This is a genomic window from Rhodococcus sp. NPDC080181, from assembly GCF_040702225.1.
In the GTDB taxonomy this organism is placed as follows: domain Bacteria; phylum Actinomycetota; class Actinomycetes; order Mycobacteriales; family Mycobacteriaceae; genus Rhodococcoides; species Rhodococcoides fascians.
On record NZ_JBFBKN010000016.1, the window covers coordinates 100615 to 121430 of the forward strand.

Sequence of the window (20816 nt, forward strand, 5' to 3'; positions counted from 1 at the left end):
GTCGAGTGCATGCTGGGTAGATGGAAGAGCCGGTCCGGGGACAAGCGAGCGGGCTCCTGGGGACGCCGCGCCGCAACATCCATGCTGATGGCAGTGGTGCTACCACTGGGCTTGGCCGTGGCGGGCGGTGGCGCAACTGCCAACGCAGCGTTCGACGGCAACGCCATCGACGTCTGGACGGACTCGAGCATGGGCCCGATCAAGAGCCGGGTGTGGCGGGCAGCGGACGGTAACACCAACCGCGTCGTCTACCTGCTCGACGGCCTGCGCGCCACGACCGACATCTCGGGCTGGGAGCACGAGACCGACGCCGGAGCAGTTCTCGCCTCGTGGAACATCAACGTCGTCGAGCCGGTCGGTGGACAGTCGAGCTTCTACTCCGACTGGTACGCACCGTCCAACTTCAACGGTCAGAAGACCACCTACAAGTGGGAAACCTTCCTGACGCAGAACCTCCGCGAGAACCTGCGCGCGAACTACGGCTTCAACCCGAACCGCAACGGTGTCATCGGCATCTCGATGGGCGGCTCCGCAGCCCTCACGCTGGCTGCGTACCACCCGGACCAGTTCAGCTATGCCGGTTCGCTGTCGGGCTACCTGAACATCTCCGCACCCGGCATGCGTGAGGCGATGCGCCTGGCCCTGCTGGACTCCGGCCGCTACAACATCGACGCGATGTGGGGCCCGCCGTGGGATCCGGCGTGGCTGCGCAACGACCCGTTCGTCTTCGCGCCTCGCTTGCGTGACAACGGCACGCGCGTGTGGGTCTTCGCAGGCAGCGGTCTGCCCGGCGGTCTCGATCGCCCGCAGAGCTTCATCGATTACTACAACACCGCGAACGGTATGGGCCTCGAAGCCATCGCCTTGGCGAACAGCCGTGCGTTCCAGATCCGCATGGCGAGCATCGGTGCCAACAACGTCACGTATGCGTTCCCGGCCGTCGGTACCCACCAGTGGGGCTACTGGGGCGAGCAGATCCGCGTCATGGCACCGGACCTGAGCGCCAACATCGGTAACTGATCCACCCGGCAGCGTTTGCTGTCGCAGTCCCCGCTTTCGGCCCTGTAGTGATATTTCACGACTTTTCAGGGCTGTTCAGCGGGGACCGCGCAGGATAGTCTCCTGTTTCAGAAACTCGCAGAGGCGAAACTGGGACGCTGATCACAGTTTTGCCTTGGAACCGCTCGATGGAATAACCTCCATCGAGCGGTTCGCCTGTTATGCAGCAGAACCTCGACGTTTCGACACACCACAGCTTCACCCCGGCCTCATGGGCCGTCAGTCAGCCCTGTTCGATTGCCGGGGGCCGCTACGACAGCGGAGACCGCGTAGATGAGAGAGAGCACGATTCATGCGATTTGCCGGCCTCAGCAGTAACCCGAAGGCGTCATCACGCTGGCGTCAGCGCCTGCTCGGCGTGGGTGCTGCCGCACTCGTTCTGCCGATCGCAGCCGGTGTCGTCGGCGGCGCAGTCGCAGTCGCTGCCCCCACTGCCGTCGTCCATCAGACCCCGGCCGGTGGCCGCGAGGACCTGATCGTCCCGTCCGAGATGGGTCCGATCAAGGTCCAGGTCCAGTGGGCGGCACGCGGCGGAAACGCTGCTCTCTACCTACTCGACGGCCTGCGTGCCCGCGACGATCGCAACGCCTGGACCTTCGAGACCAACGCGCAGGATCAGTTCGCCAACGACGACGTGACGCTGGTCATGCCCGTCGGCGGACAGTCCAGCTTCTACAGCGACTGGTACACCTCGTCGAACTTCAACGGCCAGGAAGTGACCTACAAGTGGGAGACGTTCCTGACGCAGGAGCTCCCGGCGTTCCTGGAGAACTACGGCGTCTCGCGCAACAACAACGGTGTTCTCGGACTGTCGATGGGTGGTTCGGCTGCCCTGACGCTCGCCGCGTACCACCGCGACCAGTTCAAGTTCGCCGGCTCGCTCTCGGGTTACCTGAACATCTCGGCCCCGGGCATGCGTGAGGCGATTCGTATCGCGATGCTCGATGCCGGCCGCTTCAACGTCGACTCCATGTGGGGACCGCCCTGGAACCCGGCGTGGCTGCGCAACGACCCGTTCGTCTTCGCACCCAGGTTGCAGGGTCTGTCGCTGTACATCTCTGCAGCCAGTGGCCTGCCCGGCCAGTTCGACCGCCCGGCCGCGCCGATCGATTTCTACAACACCGCCAACGGCATGGCGCTCGAGGCACTCTCGCTCGCCAACACCCGTGCATTCCAGATCCGCATGGGCACCCTCGGTATCCCGGCGACCTACAGCTTCCCGGCCAACGGAATCCACGCCTGGCCGTACTGGGGTGCCGAGCTGTGGAAGGCACGCACCCAGATCCTGGACGCGCTGAACGCCTGATTCGGTTCCGTAACGTGCTCTCCGACAATGCCGCCCCACGCTCTCGCGTCGGGCGGCATTGTCGGTTCGAGCGCCGGCTCTCCGAGCCTCCCCAATTCACATTCGCACCACCAGTCACAGCGAGTCTGCTGTTCGTGGCCTTCGGGCACGTGTAGAAAGACATACGAAGCATGTCTCGAGACGAGACCTTCGGTCGTCACAGGAAAGAGAGTCACCATCATGCGCACTGGGCTTGTTCGGTTCGGTCGTACCCCATCGGCCGGCACACGGGCTCGGCGAGCGGCAGCAGCAGTGACTGTCGCCTCCGCGCTGATGATTCCCTTCGCGACGACGACGTTGGCCACTGCAGCCCCGGTTGCTCATGCCGCCCCGATGGCGCAGACCGGCCCCGCCTACACCCAGACCGGTGGTGCGACCGTCACCTCGGTGGACTGGCTCTCCGATCGCCGCGTCGCGCTGTGGATCCAGTCGCCGTCGATGGGAACGCCCATCCAGGTGCAGCTGCTGCTCGCGCGTGACTGGAACATCAACCCGCAGGCCACGTTCCCGCAGGTGTACATGTTGGACGGACTCCGGGCGACCGACCAGGAGAACGGCTGGACGGCCGAGACAGACGCCGAGGCCTACTTCGCCGACAAGAACGTCAACGTCGTGCTGCCGATCGGCGGACAGTCCAGCTTCTACTCCGACTGGGTCGATCAGGACAACGGCAAGAACTACCAGTGGGAGACGTTCCTGACCAAGGAGCTGCCGCCCATCCTGGCCAAGGACTGGCGCAGCACCGACAACCGCGGCGTCGTCGGGTTGTCGATGGGTGGCACGTCGGCAATGTTCCTCGCGGCCCGCAACCCCGGCTTCTTCAAGTTCGCCGGTTCGCTGTCGGGCATCCTGACCACCACCTCGCTCGGCATGCCGCAGGCCATCCAGTACGCGATGACCGACGCCGGCGGCTACAACTCCAAGGCCATGTGGGGCGCACCGTCCAACTCGCTGTGGGCTCAGCACGATCCGTACCTGCTGGCCGACAAGCTCAAGGGCGTCAGCCTCTACATCTCGAGTGGCAACGGCTCGACCGGCCCGTACGATCAGCCGTCGCCGATTCCGGGCGTCAGCACCAACTACGCGGGCATGGGGCTCGAGATCCTCTCGCGACTCACTTCCCAGACCTTCGCCACCAAGCTCAACCAGCTCGGAATCCCCGCGCAGGTCAACTACCGCCCGTCGGGCACGCACTCGTGGCCGTACTGGCAGTTCGAGTTGCACCAGCTGTGGCCGCAGCTCGCCACGGCACTCGGCGTCGAGGTCGACAAGCCCACCTGCAGTGTCGCGGGCATGATCGGCAATGCGAGCGGCGCGAACTCGTGGTTGGGTCCCTGCCTCACCGCGGAGTACAACGTGGCAGGCGGACGAGCTCAGGACTTCACGTTCGGTCGGGTCTTCTTCACTCCCGACACCGGGGCGCAGGTGGTTGCCGGCGCTATCGGCGGCATCTACCAGGGCAACAAGGGCCCCGAGGGTGCGCTCGGCTTCCCGAAGACCGGCGAGATCGCCACTCCCGACGGCCGCGGCCGCTTCAACGCCTTCCAGAACGGCATGGTCTACTTCACGCCGCAGACCGGAGCCCATGTGGTCAAGGGTGCCGTGCTCGACGAGTGGGCAGCCCAGGGGTACGAGGGCGGTCCTCTGGGATACCCGGTGCTCGACGAGGTGGCAACACCCAACAAGCCCGGCTCGGTGCAGGGCTTCGAGATCGGCGCGATCTACACCTCGCCCGACGCGGGCGTGCATTCTGTGCAGGGCATGATTCTCGGTAAGTACGGTGAATTGGGTTGGGAGAGTGGACCTCTCGGGTTCCCCAAGTCCAACGAGATCGGCCCCATCCGGGACGGCGGACGGTTCAATCAGTTCGAGACCGGCAACATCTACTGGAGCCCGGTCAGCGGAGCCTGGTCCTTGCCGTACGGCCCGATCTTCGACGCCTGGGGATCGGTGGGCTACGAAGGTGGCCGCCTCGGCTACCCCACCAGCGATCAGTTCGACATCGACGGTGGCGGTAAGCAACAGAACTTCCAGTTCGGCATCATCACCGTCAAGGACGGCAAGGCCACGATCGCTCCGTGACCGGAGGCAGTCACGGCTTCAGAGTTCTCTCAGAGCGTGGCTGTACTCTCGCCTGCGACCCGACGACCGAAGGATTTCGATCGATGACGCGTAATTCTCTGGCCAGAACTCTGTCACTCGGCGTGCTCGCCGTGGCGGCGAGCTCGATGCTGGCGGCGTGTGGAAGTGACGACTCGACGGCCACCGGCGCGCCGACCAGCACCACCACGGCAGCTGCGACGACGACCGAGGCGAGTTCGTCGACGTCGGCGGCCGAGAGCACCACCACTACTGTCGCTCCGACCACCAGCCCGGGCGAGGCGGCGACGGCACCGCCGGAGCAACCCCAGGCCGTGCCGGACGACTTCCCGGGGCCGACGGAGAGCCAGATCGACAACCGTGGCCAGCGTTTCCTCGACGAGCTGAAGAGCAAGGGCGTCACCCCGGCGGGCAACGGCGACATCGCGGTGTCGACGGCCAACTACATCTGTGCCGCGCAGGCGCAGGGCGTCGCAGCCGACGAAATCACGACCTACGTCACCGCGAACGTCGGCGTCGAGGCGAGTGCAGCCGGAACGCAGATGAACGAGACGCAGGCCCAGCAGGCTGCCCAGACCTACATCGCCGCCGCGCAGGCGACGTACTGCACGCCGTAGTTCGCGCTGATGGCCAAACGTAAACGCAGAGTTCTGCCGGTGATCGCCTTCGCGGTGATCATCGGGCTCGTCATCGTGGCCCTGTGGTACCTCCTCGCCGGGCGTCTCGGACCCGGACCGGGACCGGTACCGCCGCCGGGGCCCGAGCAGCCGACCTCGCAACCGGCGGACTGCCCGGACGTCCAGGTCATTGCCATCCCCGGTACGTGGGAGTCGTCGTCGACCGACGACCCGTACAACCCGACCGCCAATCCGGTGTCGCTGATGCTCAACGTCACCCGGCCGCTGCAGGAGCAGTTCCCCGGATCTCGCGCGGACGTCTACACGGTTCCCTACGTCGCACAGTTCTCGAACCCCATCGCGCTGCCGCCGGACGGCCAACAGTCGTACAACAACAGCCGTACCGAGGGCAAAAACGTTGCGGTGCAGAAGATGTCGGACGTCGCAGCGCGATGCCCACTGACCAACTTCGTCATGGCCGGCTTCTCTCAGGGAGCAGTCATCTCCGGCGACATCGCGGCCGACATCGGCGCGGGTAACGGACCCATCTCCGCCGATCGTGTCCTCGGCGTCACCCTCATCGCCGACGGCCGCCGCGACGGAGTGTCGGGTACCGACGTGCCGGGACCGCTCGACGGTGTCGGAGCCGAGGTCGCCCTGGGGGGACTCGACCTCCCCGGCATCACCATGACGGGGCGTCGGGACGGCGGATTCGGCGCGCTCGACGACCGGACCAATCAGATCTGTGCACCCGGCGACCTGATCTGTGCGTCCCCGTCGGATGGACTGTCGCTGCGCAACATTCCGCAGAGCATCCAAATTCTGATCGGGGCGGCGGGCAATCCGGTGCACGCGTCGTACAACAGTTTCGTCGTCGACGGTTCCGGCACGACGGCCACCCAGTGGACGGCGGCGTGGGCGGCCGATCTGATCGAGAATGCGCCGACGCCTCCGCACTCGTGATCGGGTGGTGTGGACGACGGCGTGATCGGGGTCGTGGGTAGCGCAGTGACCGGTGTCATGGATAACGGACAGGTCACAACGCGGCGTGTCGCCAACTGGTGCAGGGCACAAACCTGTGGTCTGCGACCCCCAGTCGGTGGGATCCGCTCCCGCGAGCGGCTAGAGTGACGCCTTGGACCTGCGCGGATCGGCCCCGGCCGACTGCCCGCACGGTGTGCCCAGACCCCCGGTGCCGACCACCTCAGACCCCAGGTGCCGGCCGCTCCAGACCCCAGAGGAGAGCAATAGATGAGTTCCGCCGAGGCCGCGACCCCCGGGCCGCGCAAATTCCGCTTCGCTGCAGGCGGAGAGGGAAACGCGGAGGAGGGCGGGGCTCGGAAGTTCATCAAGCTGGCTCAGCAGGCCGAGGAACTGGGTTACGACAGCTTCATGATTCCCGATCATCTCGGTAATCAGGTCGGGCCGATCGCCGCGCTCGGAGCTCTCGCCGTTGCCACCGACAAGATTCGGCTCGGCACGGCGGTGCTCGCCAACGGCTTCCGCCATCCCGCGGTGCTCGCCAAGGACGCGGCAACCATCGATGTGCTCTCCGGCGGACGGCTCGAACTCGGACTCGGCGCGGGCTGGATGCGCGAGGAATACGACAAGGCCGGCATCACCTACGACCGTCCCGGCGTCCGCATCGAAAAGCTCGCAGAGACCCTCGACATTCTCGACGTGTTGCTGCGCGGTCAGGAATGCAACTACGAGGGCAAGCACTACACGATCACCGGTCTCAAGGGCAGCCCTCGTCCGCGTCAGGGACCGCGTCCGCCGATCTGCATCGGCGGCGGCGGCCCCAAGATGCTCGCGCTGGCGGCCAAGCACGCCGACATCATCTCCGTGGTGCCGAGCACCTCGAAGGAAGGCAAGTTGCTGCTGTCGGGCATGACCATCGAGAAGACTCTCGAGCGCGTCGAGCTCATCCGGGCTGCCGCAGGGGATCGGTTCGACGACATCGAGCTGAACTGGGCGATCACCACCATCGTGGTCACCGACGATCGCGAGCAGATGGCCGAGATGGCGTTGGCCGCGCTGGACAACGGTTATCCGCCCAACGTGGACGTCGACGTCAAGCTCACGGTCGAGGACATTCTGTCGTCGCCGTACCTCGCCTTCGGAACGTACGAGGAAATCGCCGATCAGATCCGTAACGTTCGCGCGCGGACGACGATGTCCTATGTCGGGGTTTTCCCCACACAAATGGAAGCATTCGCTCCGGTTGTCGACTTGCTGAAAGGCGAGTGACGCAGGCGCGTGTCGGTAGCATGGAGTCGGCCTCGAGGTCGACCGAAACCGCCACCGCTGGAGTTACCACTTAGTAACATAAAACGCTGTTCGGGGTCTGCATCGATGAACGTCGTCAATGCAAGGCCAGGTCACGCACGATGTGTGGCAGCGATTCGTGTCGGAGGAGATTGAAGCAAATGAGCCACACGTTCGATGATTTCATCGATGAGAACGGCCACATCACCATCGGTGAAGGGCAGACACTCGTCCGCCACGTCGAGGCGAATGTCGAAGAGAACGCCGACACGCTCGCGTACCGGTTCATGGACTACTCCCGGGAACGGGACGGTGAAGCGCACGAGTTGACCTGGTCACAGTTCGGCAAGCGGCTGCGCGCTGTCGCCGCCCGTCTGCAGCAGGTCACCGAGCCCGGTGACCGCGTGGCGATCCTCGCTCCCCAGGGCCTCGAGTACGTCATCGCGTTCTTCGGTGCGATCTACGCGGGCACCATCGCGGTGCCGTTGTTCGATCCCGACGAGCCCGGCCACACCGACCGCCTGCATGCCGTCCTCGGCGACTGCAAGCCCAGCGCGATCCTCACCGCCAGCAACTCCGCGGCGGGCGTTCGGGCGTTCTTCCGCGCGCTCCCCGCTGCCGAGCGGCCCCGCATCATCGCCGTCGACGCCGTTCCCGACAGCGTCGGCGAGACGTGGGTCGAGCCCAATGCAGGGTTGGACGACATCGCCTACCTGCAGTACACGTCCGGTTCGACGCGAACCCCGGCCGGCGTCGAGATCACGCACCGCGCGGTCGGCGTCAACGCGCTGCAGATGGTCGACAGCATGGAGATCAACTACGACTCGCGCGGCGTCACCTGGCTGCCGATGTTCCACGACATGGGTCTGCTCACCGTCATCCTCCCGGCCCTCGGTGGCAAATACATCACGATCATGAGCCCGCGCGCGTTCGTGCAGCGGCCGTGGCGCTGGATCAAGGAACTCGCCGCGGTCTCCGACGGAGCAGGCACGTTCGCCGCGGCACCGAACTTCGCGTTCGAGCACGCCGCCCAGCGCGGACTGCCCAAGAACGGTGAAAGTCTCGACCTGTCGAACGTCATCGGCCTGATCAACGGCAGCGAGCCCGTCACCACGTCGTCGATGAAGAAGTTCAACGAGGCCTTCGGCCCGTACGGTTTGCCGAAGTCCGCGATCAAACCGTCGTACGGCATGGCCGAGGCCACGCTGTTCGTCTCGACGAGCAAGCACGCCGACGAGGCCAAGGTCGTCTACGTCGACCGTGTCGAGCTGAACGCAGGCAATTTCGTCGTCGTCGCACCCGACGCTCCCGGAGCCATCCCGCAGGTATCGACCGGAACCGTCGCCCGGAGTCAGTGGGCCGCGATCGTCGACTCCGAAACCGCCACCGAGGTGCCCGACGAACACGTCGGCGAGATCTGGCTGCACGGCGAGAACATCGGCAAGGGCTACTGGGGTCGCGAGACCGAGACCAGCGAAACCTTCCACAACAAGCTCGTCCACCGCGTCGCCGACGGGTCGCACGCCACGGGTGCCCCCGAGGGTGCCAACTGGATGCGCACCGGAGACTTCGGCGTCTATCACGACGGCGAGCTCTACATCACCGGCCGCGTGAAGGACCTCGTCATCGTCGACGGCCGCAATCACTACCCCCAGGACATCGAGTTCTCGGCGCAGGAAGCAAGCAAGGCTTTGCGGCCGGGCTTCGTGGCGGCGTTCGCGGTGCCGCTCAACCAGCTGCCCGACGTCGTGTTCGAGTTCAGTGGTGCCGCGTTGACCAAGGATTCGGACGACAGCTCCGAACAGCTCGTCATCGTTGCCGAGCGCGCTCCCGGCTCGGGCAAGGCAGACCCGGCTCCGATCGCCGACGAGGTGCGCACCGCAGTCTCGGCGCGGCACGGCGTCACGGTCCGCGACGTCCTGCTCGTCCCGGCCGGTTCCATCCCGCGCACGTCGAGCGGCAAGATCGCCCGACGCGCGTGCAAGGCCGCCTACATCGAGGGCACCCTGCGCGGCGGTTACCAGCAGACGGCATTCCCGGACGCCGAACTACCCGACTGATCTCTGGGCCTCCCGTTCCTTCGATACATAGCTTGGTGAGTAATGGCTGAACAAGAGACAGACAAGATTCAGAGTGCCGACGGGACGGACCTCACGGTCGCCCAACTGCGGGATTGGCTACGCAACTGGGTTGCGGACGCGACGGGTCAACCCGCGTCGGCCATCTCCGACGACCGTCCGATGGAGGAATTCGGTCTGTCCTCTCGCGATGCCGTCGCACTGAGCGGTGAGATCGAGGAGCTGGTGGGGGTCACGCTGACCGCGACCGTCGTCTACCAGCACCCCACCATCGCGTCTCTGGCCAAGATCATCATCGAGGGCGAACCCGACGAGCCGGTGGGTACCGTCGACGACGCGTTCTACACCAGCGGAGTGCAGTCGGGCGACGCCCACGACATCGCGATCGTCGGACTGTCGTCGCGCTTCCCCGGCACCGGTCACACCCCCGAGGAGATGTGGTCGCTGCTCATCGAGGGCCGCGACGGCATCACCGACCTGCCCGAGGGCCGGTGGAAGGAATTCACCTCCGATCCCGTCATCGCCGCAGCCGTCGATGCGACGGTCACCAAGGGTGGCTACCTCGACGACGTCAAGACCTTCGACGCCGAGTTCTTCGCGATGTCGCCCAACGAGGTCGTCAATGTCGACCCGCAGCAGCGCCTCGCGCTGGAACTGACCTGGGAAGCGCTCGAGCACGCGCACATCCCGGCCAGCTCGGTCAAGGGCCGCCAGGTCGGCGTCTTCATCGGCAGCTCGTCCAACGACTACCAGCTCATCGCCGTCAGCGATCCGGCCGTGCACCCCTACGCACTCACCGGCACCTCCACCGCCATCGTCGCCAACCGCGTGTCGTACTTCTACGACTTCCGCGGGCCGTCGATCGCCGTCGACACTGCCTGCTCGTCGTCCCTCGTGGCCGTCCACCAGGCAGTGCGCAGCCTGCGCACCGGCGAATCCGATCTCGCCGTCGCAGGCGGGGTCAACATGCTGCTCGCCCCGCCGATCACCGTGGGCTTCGGTCAGACCGGTGTCCTCGCTCCCGACGGCCGGATCAAGGCCTTCTCCTCCGACGCCAACGGCATGATTCGCTCCGAGGGCGGCGGCCTCGTCGTGCTCAAGCGACTCGAGGACGCCGAGCGAGACGGCGATCAGGTGCTCGCTGTCATCGCCGGATCCGCCATCAACCAGGACGGCCGCTCCAACGGACTCCTCGCGCCGAACCCCGATGCACAGGCCGACGCACTGCGATTCGCGTACCGCGACGCCGGCATCAACCCGTCGGGCGTGGACTACATCGAAGCGCACGGCACCGGAACCATCCTGGGCGATCCCATCGAGGCCGACGCGCTCGGCCGCGTGGTCGGCCGTGGCCGCGACGCGGACAAGCCGGCACTGCTCGGCTCGGCGAAGACCAACTTCGGACACCTCGAATCTGCCGCAGGCGCAGCAGGTTTGATCAAGGTCGTGCTGGCGATGCAGGAGAACAAACTCCCGGCGTCACTGAACTACGTGGGCCCCAACCCGTACATCGACTTCGACAAAGCACACCTGAAGGTCATCCCGGAGGCCACCGACTGGCCGCGGTACACCGGCAAGGCCGTCGCCGGCATCTCCGGTTTCGGCTTCGGCGGCACCAACGCCCACGTCGTCGTACGCGAGTACGTACCGGGTGAGACCTCGGCCGAATTCGACCCCGCTGCCGTGGATCCCGAAGCCGCGGTGGTGGAGGGCGTCTACGAGGAGCAGCTCGACGCCGAGACGACCAGCCCGGTCGCCGAGGCCGAGACCATCCTGGCGGAGTCCGACAGTGCGCCGGAGACAGTGATTCTCGCGGTATCGGCCGCGTTGCCGTCGCGTCGTAAGCGCGCGGCGTCGGAACTGGCCGACTGGCTCGAGACCGAAGAAGGCAGCACGACGCCTCTCGTCGATGTCGGCCGTACATTGGCTCGGCGTAACCACGGGCGTTCGCGCGCAGTGGTTCTCGCGTCCACCACGGCCGAGGCCATCGCCGGATTGCGCGCCATCGCGGCAGGCAAGCCCGGACCGGGCGTGTTCTCCGCGGACTCGCCTGCGTCCAACGGCGCAGTGTGGGTGTTCTCCGGATTCGGCTCGCAGCACCGCAAGATGGCATCGCGGCTGTACCGAACCAACGCCGTGTTCGCCGCCGAGGTGGACAAGGTGGACGAGCTGCTCGTCGACGAAGCCGGCTACTCCATCCGCGAGATCATCCTCGACGACTCGCAGACCTACGAGTTCGAGAACTCCCAGGTCGCTATCTTCGTCATCCAGATCGCCTTGGCCGCAACGCTTCGCGCACACGGTGCGGAGCCGTCGGCCGTCATCGGCCACTCGATGGGTGAGGTCGCCGCCGCGTACGTTGCCGGAGGCCTGAACCTCGAAGACGCCGTCCGCATCATCTACGCCCGCTCGCGGCTGCTGGCCGAGGGCCAGGACGGCCTCGGTGCCGCCTCGCAGGGTGCCATGGCACTCGTCGAGTACACCCCCGACGAGGTCAAGACCCTCACCGATCAGTTCCCGAACGTGGAGCCCTGCGTGTACGCCGCGCCGACGCACACCACGGTCGGTGGACCCCGCGCCGAGGTCGAAGCCCTCGTCGAAAAGGCCGAGGCCGCAGGCAAAATGGCCCGTCTGCTCGACGTCAAGGGAGCAGGACACACCGCAGCCGTCGACGTACTGCTCGGTGAGCTCGCCGCCGAGCTCGCCGGAATCGAACCGAGCAAGCTCACCGCCGGGGTCTACTCCTCGGTCGATCGTGAGGCGCACTACCGCGTCGGACATGCGGCGATTCACGGCGTCGACTACTGGACCAAGGGAATGCGTCACCCGGTCTGGTTCACCCAGGCCGTCAATGTTGCTGTGGGAGACGGGCACACAACGTTCGTGGAGCTCGCCCCGAACCCCGTCGCGCTGATGTCGGTCGCTGCTACCGCGTGGGCTGCCGGCCTGGCCGACGCCACGTTGATTCCGACGCTCAAGCGCAAGGAAGACGAGGCAGACACGTTCCTCGCCGCGCTGGCGCAGCTGTACGTGCACGGTCATGCGCTGGAACTGGCGACGCTGTTCGAGTCGGGTCCGTACGCTGCAATCCCGCGAACTGCGTACTTGCGCAAGGAGTTCTGGCTCAACTCGCAGGTCAGCTCCAGCGGTAACTCTCGCGTTCCCGGTGCCCGGGTGGCACTGCCCGACGGCCGCCACGTCTGGGAAGTTCAGGCCTCGGCCGTCTCGGGATTCGATGCGTTGGTCACCGCCGCTGCGTCGCAGGTGTTCTCCGATGTGGCTCTGGGTGCTTCGGTCTCGCACGCATCGGTGCCCGCGGCCGGCACGGTCGTCACCACATTGACCTCGCACCTCGGTGGTGCGTCGGTCCAGGTCCATGCGCACGAGGGCTCGGCGTTCACCCTGCTGCACGAGGCTGTAGTCACCTCGGGCGATGTGCGGCCGGAACCCGTTGTGGCGGTGGAAGAGCGGTCCTCGTCTCCGATGGAAGAGTTGCCCGAGGTCGTCGAGACGTTCGGTGACCGCTGGGATCCCAACGGCAATCAGAAGCTCGAAGATCGGTTGGCGATCATCGTCGCCGAGTCGATGGGCTACGCACCCGAGGACTTGCCTCCCGAGGTGCCGCTGATCGAACTGGGGCTGGATTCGCTCAGCGCCGTTCGGATCAAGAACCGCGTCGAGTACGAATTCGACATCCCCACAGTGCAATTGCAGGCCGTGCGTGATGCGAACCTGCGCGAGGTGGAGAAGTACCTGCGCTACGCGATCGAGAACCGCGACGAGGTGCAGGCGCTGGCAGACAAGCAGGCCGCCGAAAAGGCTGCCGAGCAGGCTGCCGAGAGTGGCGCGACTGCACGCGACGAAGCGTTGGAGACGGCCGTCGCCGCACCGGAGACCGCGGTGCCGAGTGCGGAATACCAACCCGCACCGGTGGTCGCAGCGCAGACCGACCTGGGCGGCAAGGAAGCGTTCGCCGAGGCCGCCGGATCAGATGTGCCCCCACGTGACAACGCCGAGCGGATGACGTTCGCAACGTGGGCAGTGGTGACGAAGGAATCAGCCAAGGGCATCTTCAACACTCTGCCGATCCTCGACGACGAGACGGCCGAGAAGTTGGCCGCTCGCCTGACCGAGCGGGCCGGCGGCGAGATCACTTTCGACGACGTACTGGACTCGGAGACCATCGAGCAGCTCGCCGACAAGGTACGCCCGCATCTCGAGGACGGCGAGATCGACGGTGTCGTGCGCAATCTTCGGGCCCGTCCCGAGGGCTCTACGGCCACACCGGTATTCGCGTTCCACTCGGCCGGTAGCTCCACCGTCGCCTACGAGCCGTTGCTGCGGAAGTTGCCGGCAGGCACGCCCATGTACGGCCTCGAGCGCGTCGAAGGGCCCATCGCCAAGCGCGCCGCGGAGTACGTGCCGTTGATCAAGGCGATCCAGCCCGAGGGACCGTACGTGTTCGTCGGATGGTCGCTCGGCGGCATCCTCGCCTACGAGGTGGCGCGTCAGATGGAAGAGGAAGGCATCGAGGTCGCCTACGTGGGGCTGCTCGATACCGTCATGCCCGGCACCAAGATTCCCGACACCAAGGACGAAGTCCGCAAGCGTTGGGAGCGGTACGCGGCGTTCGCCAAGAAGACGTACAACGTCGACTACCCGATCCCGTACGACAAGTTGGTCGACTCCGACGACGAGGGTCAGATTCGGATCATCACTGATCTGGTCAAGCTCAGCGGGGCAAAGATTCCCGGCGGCATCATCGAGCATCAGCGGACGTCGTGGCTCGACAATCGGGCTATCCAGACAGCCGAGCTCAAGGAGTACGGCGGGCACGTCACGCTGTACCTCGCCGATAAGTACCACGACGACGCGATCGCCCTCGAGCCCGCATACGCCACCCGCGAAGAGCACGGTGGTTGGGGACCGGTGGTCAAGGACCTCGAGATCGTCTACGTCGGAGGCGACCACCTCGCGGTCGTCGACGAGCCGTACATTGGAAAAATTGCGGCCCATCTGTCGAAGACGCTCGAGAACATCGAGTCTGCAAGAACCGGAGCGTAGATTTTGAGTGGCACCACTGCGGAGAAGCTGGCCGAGCTACGGGCGAGGCTGGAGCTGGCCAAGGAACCGGCCGGCGAGATCGGCATCGCCAAGCGCGCCAAGAAGGGCATACCCAGCGCCCGAGATCGCGTGAACTCGCTGCTCGACCCCGGCAGTTTCGTCGAGATCGGCGCGCTGGTAAAGGCCCCGAACGATCCGGGTGCCCTCTACAGCGACGGCGTCGTCACCGGGCACGGAACCGTCGACGGCCGTCCGATCGCAGTGTTCTCGCACGATCAGACCGTGTTCGGCGGAACCGTCGGCGAGATGTTCGGCCGCAAGGTCGCCGGCATCATGGACTTCGCGATCAAGATGGGCTGCCCGGTCGTCGGCATCAACGACTCCGGTGGAGCTCGCGTGCAGGACGCCGTCACCTCCCTCGCGTGGTACGCCGAACTGGGTCGACGCCATGAGGCGCTCTCCGGCCTGTGCCCGCAGATCTCTCTGATCCTCGGTAAATGCGCCGGTGGCGCGGTGTACGCACCGATCAACACCGACATCGTCGTCGCCACCGAAGAGGCGTACATGTTCGTCACCGGACCGGACGTCATCAAGTCCGTCACCGGCGAGGACGTCAGCCTCGACGAACTCGGTAGTGCCCGTGTCCAGGCCATCAACGGCAACGTGCACCACGTCGCTGCCGACGAGAAGGCCGCATTCGACTGGATTCGGAACTACCTGAGCTACCTGCCGTCGAGCTGCCAGGAAGAGGCGCCGGTGATCAACCCGGGGCTCGAGCCGGAGATCACCGAATCCGATCGCACGCTCGACTCGTTCATGCCCGACGCCGACAACGCCGGTTACGACATGCACGACATCATCCTGCGCATCTTCGACGACGGCGAGTTCCACGAGATCGCCGCCCAGACTGCACAGAACGTCATCACCGGCTTCGCCCGCGTCGACGGTCGGCCGGTGGGAATCGTCGCCAATCAGCCGATGCACCTGTCCGGGGCACTCGACGCCAAGGCAGCGGACAAATGTGCGCGGTTCATTCGCCTCAGCGACGCCTACAACATTCCGATCATCTTCCTCGTCGACACACCCGGCTTCCTGCCCGGCGTCGACCAGGAAACCCTCGGCGTCATCCATCGCGGTGGCCGCTTCATCTTCTCGTTCGTCGAAGCGACGGTGCCGAAACTGACTGTCGTCATTCGTAAGTCGTACGGCGGCGGATACGCGGTGATGGGCTCGAAGCAGCTCGGATCCGACATCAACCTCGCCTGGCCGACAGCCCGCATCGCCGTCATGGGTGCCGAGGGCGCCATCAACATCATGAGTCGCAAGCAACTCGCCGAGGCAGGCGAGAACGCTCCGGCGCTGCGGAAGCAGCTCATCAACTTCTACAACGAGCATGTCGCAACGCCGTGGATCGCTGCCGAACGTGGCTACATCGACGCCGTCATCGAGCCCTCGCAGACGCGCCTCGAAATTCGCAAGGCCTTGCACATCTTGAAAGACAAGGAAGTACACAAGAGTCCGCGTAAGCACTCTTTGCTGCCGATCTAGCCAAGCGCGCCGGTCCTGCGTCGGGGTCGCTTCGCTCCCTTTTGGGATCAATGTGGGTTTCAGTCGCTCTGACTGCAACAAAGCCACATTCATTCGTCTGTCTCCCCGAGCCAGAAGCGAATGAATGTGGCTTTGTTGCAGTTGGAGTGCTTGCAAGAGACATTCATCCGGTCGACGTCGCGCTCCGTCGAAGAACGAGGTTCGGACGGGGCCGCGCCAGAGCCTGTTGATAGCCGGCCCGAAGATCCGCGAGTACGCGCTGGGGGTCGTCCCGGATGTCCTGCGGCAGATGTGACACCACGATCGCGCCGTGGCGTTGCAGGAGAGCTCGGCGAGCCATCGTGTTCGCATGATCGATCGGCGAGAGGTGATGAGCGAGGGAGTCGATCTCCCACCCGAAGCAGACTGTGTCGAGGAAGCCGTCGGGGCTACCGAGGAATGTACCGTCCGAGGTGAACAGCCGGGCATTGTGAATCATTGGTGGGAGTCCGCTCGATCGGTAGAGCCGTTGAGCATCCGCCTCGGCGACGGAGTGAGCGTTTCCTTCCAGATCCCTGATCGCCAACCGTGTCGAAGCGCTGTAGCGTCTCGGCCCCTCCGCCAATTCGATTGCCAGCTCTTCGAGTGATGCCGCACCCCGTCTGATGATCTCCGCAATCAAAGCCGTGCACTGAGATCGTCCGCGTAGTGCGCGGGTCGCGTCGACGACACTCCGGGATACCGGAGCGCAGCGCGGACCGTGGTCGAACACCGTTTCGGGCATGCGCCAGGTGCGTTCGGATCGGACGAATTTGACGGATGCTCGCTGCATCTCGTTCGGGACGAGGATGTGAACTTCATTCGACGGTGGATTCGGCCCCAAGCCATGCACACTCAATGCCGCGTTCCCAGTGAGGATGCTGTGTGGACCGCCGTACGCCAGGGCAGCAGCCATTCGCTGTCGGTGAGATGGGAAGCCGTTGTGCAACAGCACCACCCCTGGCAGCAAGTGCTGCCAAGGTCCGCCGGCCGCGCATCGGCCGGCTACCGTCCCGTCCGCGACACCGGCCGAGCGAAGCTGTGCCCTTGTCACGACGCCGTGATCGGCGACGTCCTCGAGCATCGATAGATCTGTGGCCCAAACTCCCCGTTTCATGCCTCGACTGTCGAACGCGACACTGACACTTCGACGTCGAAAACGGTCGTTCAGGGGTTCCCTGTGGATGGTCGACGAGGTTGTGCACAAATGCCTCGAGGGCGTGTCTTGTGCACCGAAGACTGTCGGGGGTCGGTGGTAAGCCCCCGATCCATCGATCGTGCGCCAAACCCCGCTCCATCGGCCGTACGCCAACCCCCGTCCGCATGAATGCGGGATTCAGTCAGTCAGAGTGCAACAAAGGGACATTGATCCCAAAAAGGAGCGGGCGACACCACGCGGAGGGGCGGGTGAGGCTGGGTGGACTATTTCTCGAAGACTCGCAGCTTTCCGTCCTCGTAGAATCCCGATCGCGTGGTTTCTCCGGTTTGTAGGTCTGCGGGCACGGCGCTGGGGTAGTACTGCTCGTAGCGCTCGAGTGAGCCCCAGTCCCTGGCCCAGTCGTTTTTGAGGTAGGTGGGGACGGCAACTGGCTTGGCGAGTAGTTCGGACCATCCGAGCGGTCCGCCGTTCTCGCCGGATTGCCAGGTGTCGGTGGAGCTGACGGCCAGTGGGCGGTCGGGGAGGATGCGGTAGCCCGGTACCTCGGCGACGCCGTAGCGGTGGTCGAACGGCCGTTGGCACGGGAACTGGAGTCCGACGGCCCAGTCGAGCAGAACGGGCTGCTCACTGCCGATCATGGTGTTCAGATTCTCCATCACCGGTACTCGCGGCGGGGTGAATGCGAGCCACTGGTCGCCGGTGAGGTTGGGGTCGTTGGCGACGATGCGGACGGCGTCGGCGTCGGGTGCGATGTCTGCCAACGGAACTCGCAGGTTGCGCCACGAGGGTGCGGGTCCGATGTCCCGAGGTAGGTAGGTGCCCTGCGCCTGGACGCTTCCGTCGGGCTGGCGCTTGCCGTATTCGAGCAGCAGCGACTGGCCGTAGGTGAGGGCACCGGTGTCGTCGTAGGACCAGATACGTCCGGCCGCGGAGAACACGACGAGTGGTGCGTCGTCGCTGCGGGCGGGTAGCTGGTACCAGCTCGAGGTGGCCTCGGCCGGTTCCTGGATTCCTTCTTGGTAGGAGCCGAGGACGGGTGTGGTGGCGGGGTCGAGTCCGAAGGGGAGGGCGGCGGTGGAGCCGTTGACGCCCAGTGCGCCGGTGCCTCCTGCTGTGCCCGAGCTCTGGCCTTCCTCGAAGGCGGGTCCGACGGCTTGTTGGTCGGTATTGCCCTGTCCTGGTTTGACTTCCACGGCGTCGGCGCTGAGGTCGCTGGGGATCCCGTTGGCGGTGAAGTTGCGCAGGGTGTCGCTGGCTCCACCGAGGGGGCCTGCGACGGGATCGAATTCACCCGGCAGGGGGCTCAGTACATCAGCGTTGGGATCGGCTTCGACGAGCACGTCGTTGGCGAGTCCGCACGAATTGCCCAGCACCGATTGCACATTGGAGCGCGCGAGCGAGTAGGCGGGATATTGGGAGACGGCACCCTTGACGAGGGAGAGGACCTCGAACAGCACCATGATTCCGGCGATGACGGTCAGTGGTGCGGCAGCGAACTTGCGAATGCGTCTACCGCGGGCCGACGTCGGTTTCGGTTGTGGCGGTGCGTATCCCTCACGTAGATATTGGAATGCCGCGACGGCGAGAACCAGTCCGAAGAGGACGAGGAACAGCGAGCCGGATTCGTTGCCGCCGAGCGAGACCGTCTTGTCGAACCACGGCACGCCGTAGCTCGAGACGTACCAGTAGCCGTTGATGCCCGAGAACGACAGTGCCAGAACGAACATCAGGCCGGCCGTGAACAGGGATCGGTTTCGGCGTGAGCGCAGTGCACTGGCCGACACGGCCACTGCGGTCAGGGCGGCGAGCCCACCGGCGATTCCGGCGTAGGAACCGAAGTGGTGAGTCCACTTGGTGGGGTTGAACATCATGAAGAAGATGGTTCCGAGGACGACGCCGAGCAGTCGCCAGGCAGGCCCGTTCGCGATGCCGGGAATGCGCCGGCGTCGCAGGAGCACGAACAGCGTGGTGAACAGGCACAGGAGCATCGCGAGGAACGCGAAGCGGCGGGCCACGGAACCGTCGACGGTCTGGACGAAGAGGTAGTAGTACCGCAGGAAGTCTTGGTACCACGCCTCGTTGGGGCCGATGATGGTGCGCACTCGGGTGGACTCGATGACGGTCGCGAAGGTCTGGTCGGCGAACACGACGACGAGGACGAGTACTCCGGCCGCGGCCAACGGTGCCAGCATGGCGAGGGTGCCGACCTGCCGGTGGCGTCGGACCACGATGCGAGCGATGGGTCGGGCTCCGGCGAGAAGCGCTGCCACACACATCAATCCGGTGGGTGCGGCGGCCAGGGTGAAGGCACCGATGAGGCAGGCCGCGGCTGCGGGAAGCAGTCTGCCGGTGGCGATGGAGCGTTCGATCGAGCACCAGGTCAGCAATGCGCCGAGGGCGACGATCGGCTCGGGACGCAGTCCGTTGTTGTACGGGAGCCAGAAGGCGAGGAACACCAGTCCACCGGTCCACAGCGCCACGTTCGATTTGCGCACCGCGCGTCCGAGTCGCGGCACCACCTCGCGGCTGATCACCATCCAGCACAGGACTCCGGCGATCAGGGCGGGCAGGCGCATCCACGGGCTTGCGGTCGAGATCTTGGCGAAGACGGCCAGGACGTCGTAGTACCAGCCGAACGGTGCCTCGGGGACGCCGAACCAGCGGAAGTAGTTGGCCATGTAGCCGGAATGTTCGGCCGCGCGGGCCATGGTGAGCAGGTAGCCGTCGTCGGAGGTGTTGGCGCCGACGAAGTGCCAGCCGACGAGGACTCCGAGAACCGTGACGTCGACGCCGGTGAACTTCCACCAGTGCGACGGGAAGAAGCGGCGGTGCGCGCGGCGATCGGTGCCGTCGAGCCGTGCGAGCGCGCCCATGGCCAGCAACGTGCAGGCGATCGCCAGCACCATGATCAACGACTTCAGGATGGTCGGAGTCGACGAGAAGCGGGAGTCGACGTCGACGGTGACCGACATGTCGGCCGGGGCCGCGCCACTGAGATCACTGAAGATGCCGACGACCTGCGGACGGAGGTCGCCGTCGAGCCGACCCTGGACGGGTTGGCCGCTCTCGTCGGTCAGCCCGGTGAAGGCTGCGGAGGTGTACTGGTCGTTCGAGGTGATCTCGATGGCGGCGCAGCGCGTGCTCTGGACGTCGGCGCGCGGTGCCGTCGCGACGACGACGTTGCGGTCGAGGACATCGACGTTCGACTCGCCGACGCGAACGAACAGGCTGTTGAGGGCTGCACCCTCACCTTGCGGGGGTGCGGTCGCCAGCAACAGCCCGCCCGACGCGGGTAGTGCGGCCACAGCAGAGCACGGGAGGGTTGCGGACAGTCGCAGGGGTGCCTGGGACACCAGCGGGGCGTCCACGTCCTGTAGGAGGCCGTTCTGCGGCCACTCGATACTCGCGGTGGTCTGCGTGACGGGTGCGAACGGAGTGATCAGTGCGAACAGCACGCCGAGTATGCCGGCCACCATCGCGATCAGCCGGGGAATCCGTACCTGAGCACGAAGTTCGTCCGAGGCTCCGAGCGGAGCGGGGACGGGGGGACCAGCTGATGA

General features: G+C 65.6%; 11 protein-coding genes. 9 read left to right on the forward strand and 2 right to left on the reverse strand.

Annotation, left to right across the window (positions count from 1 at the left end; all coding sequences use genetic code 11):
- Window positions 1–9: 9 nt before the first annotated feature.
- The 9 genes from AB0O58_RS18710 to AB0O58_RS18750 all read left to right on the forward strand — a co-directional run bounded on the left by AB0O58_RS18710 (window position 10) and on the right by AB0O58_RS18750 (window position 16079).
- Complete coding sequence (locus AB0O58_RS18710; protein WP_174557192.1) at window positions 10–1020, forward strand: alpha/beta hydrolase family protein; 1011 nt, start codon at window positions 10–12, stop codon at window positions 1018–1020.
- 331 nt (window positions 1021–1351) lie between these two features.
- Window positions 1352–2365: an alpha/beta hydrolase family protein gene (locus tag AB0O58_RS18715; protein WP_027494811.1), complete on the forward strand. Its 1014-nt coding sequence runs from the start codon at window positions 1352–1354 to the stop codon at window positions 2363–2365.
- 219 nt (window positions 2366–2584) lie between these two features.
- Window positions 2585–4486: an alpha/beta hydrolase-fold protein gene (locus AB0O58_RS18720; RefSeq protein WP_366238588.1), complete on the forward strand. Its 1902-nt coding sequence runs from the start codon at window positions 2585–2587 to the stop codon at window positions 4484–4486.
- 83 nt (window positions 4487–4569) lie between these two features.
- Window positions 4570–5121, forward strand: a complete 552-nt coding sequence (locus tag AB0O58_RS18725) for a DUF732 domain-containing protein (RefSeq protein ID WP_032366756.1) — start codon at window positions 4570–4572, stop codon at window positions 5119–5121.
- A gap of 9 nt (window positions 5122–5130) precedes the next feature.
- A complete protein-coding gene (locus AB0O58_RS18730) occupies window positions 5131–6084 on the forward strand; it encodes a cutinase family protein (RefSeq protein ID WP_027494808.1) in 954 nt (317 codons plus the stop codon).
- 288 nt (window positions 6085–6372) lie between these two features.
- Window positions 6373–7371 (forward strand): LLM class F420-dependent oxidoreductase, encoded by a 999-nt coding sequence (locus tag AB0O58_RS18735; RefSeq protein ID WP_027494807.1) that lies wholly within the window; start codon window positions 6373–6375, stop codon window positions 7369–7371.
- Between the two features lie 179 nt (window positions 7372–7550).
- Window positions 7551–9449: a long-chain-fatty-acid--AMP ligase FadD32 gene (fadD32, locus tag AB0O58_RS18740; RefSeq protein ID WP_032382997.1), complete on the forward strand. Its 1899-nt coding sequence runs from the start codon at window positions 7551–7553 to the stop codon at window positions 9447–9449.
- A 42-nt stretch (window positions 9450–9491) separates the two neighbouring features.
- A complete protein-coding gene (gene pks13 / locus AB0O58_RS18745) occupies window positions 9492–14531 on the forward strand; it encodes a polyketide synthase Pks13 (protein ID WP_032374173.1) in 5040 nt (1679 codons plus the stop codon).
- Between the two features lie 3 nt (window positions 14532–14534).
- Window positions 14535–16079, forward strand: coding sequence for an acyl-CoA carboxylase subunit beta (locus AB0O58_RS18750; RefSeq protein ID WP_027494804.1), 1545 nt, complete (start codon window positions 14535–14537; stop codon window positions 16077–16079).
- Between the two features lie 163 nt (window positions 16080–16242).
- On the opposite strand, the gene AB0O58_RS18755 is transcribed toward AB0O58_RS18750, so the two are convergent.
- Together AB0O58_RS18755 and AB0O58_RS18760 are read right to left on the reverse strand one after the other, a co-directional pair.
- Window positions 16243–17214: a hypothetical protein gene (locus tag AB0O58_RS18755; protein WP_032371690.1), complete on the reverse strand. Its 972-nt coding sequence runs from the start codon at window positions 17212–17214 to the stop codon at window positions 16243–16245.
- Window positions 17215–17519: 305 nt separating this feature from the next.
- Entirely contained in the window at window positions 17520–20732 is a 3213-nt protein-coding gene (locus AB0O58_RS18760) for an arabinosyltransferase domain-containing protein (RefSeq protein ID WP_230593551.1), read from the reverse strand.
- Window positions 20733–20816 lie beyond the last annotated feature (84 nt).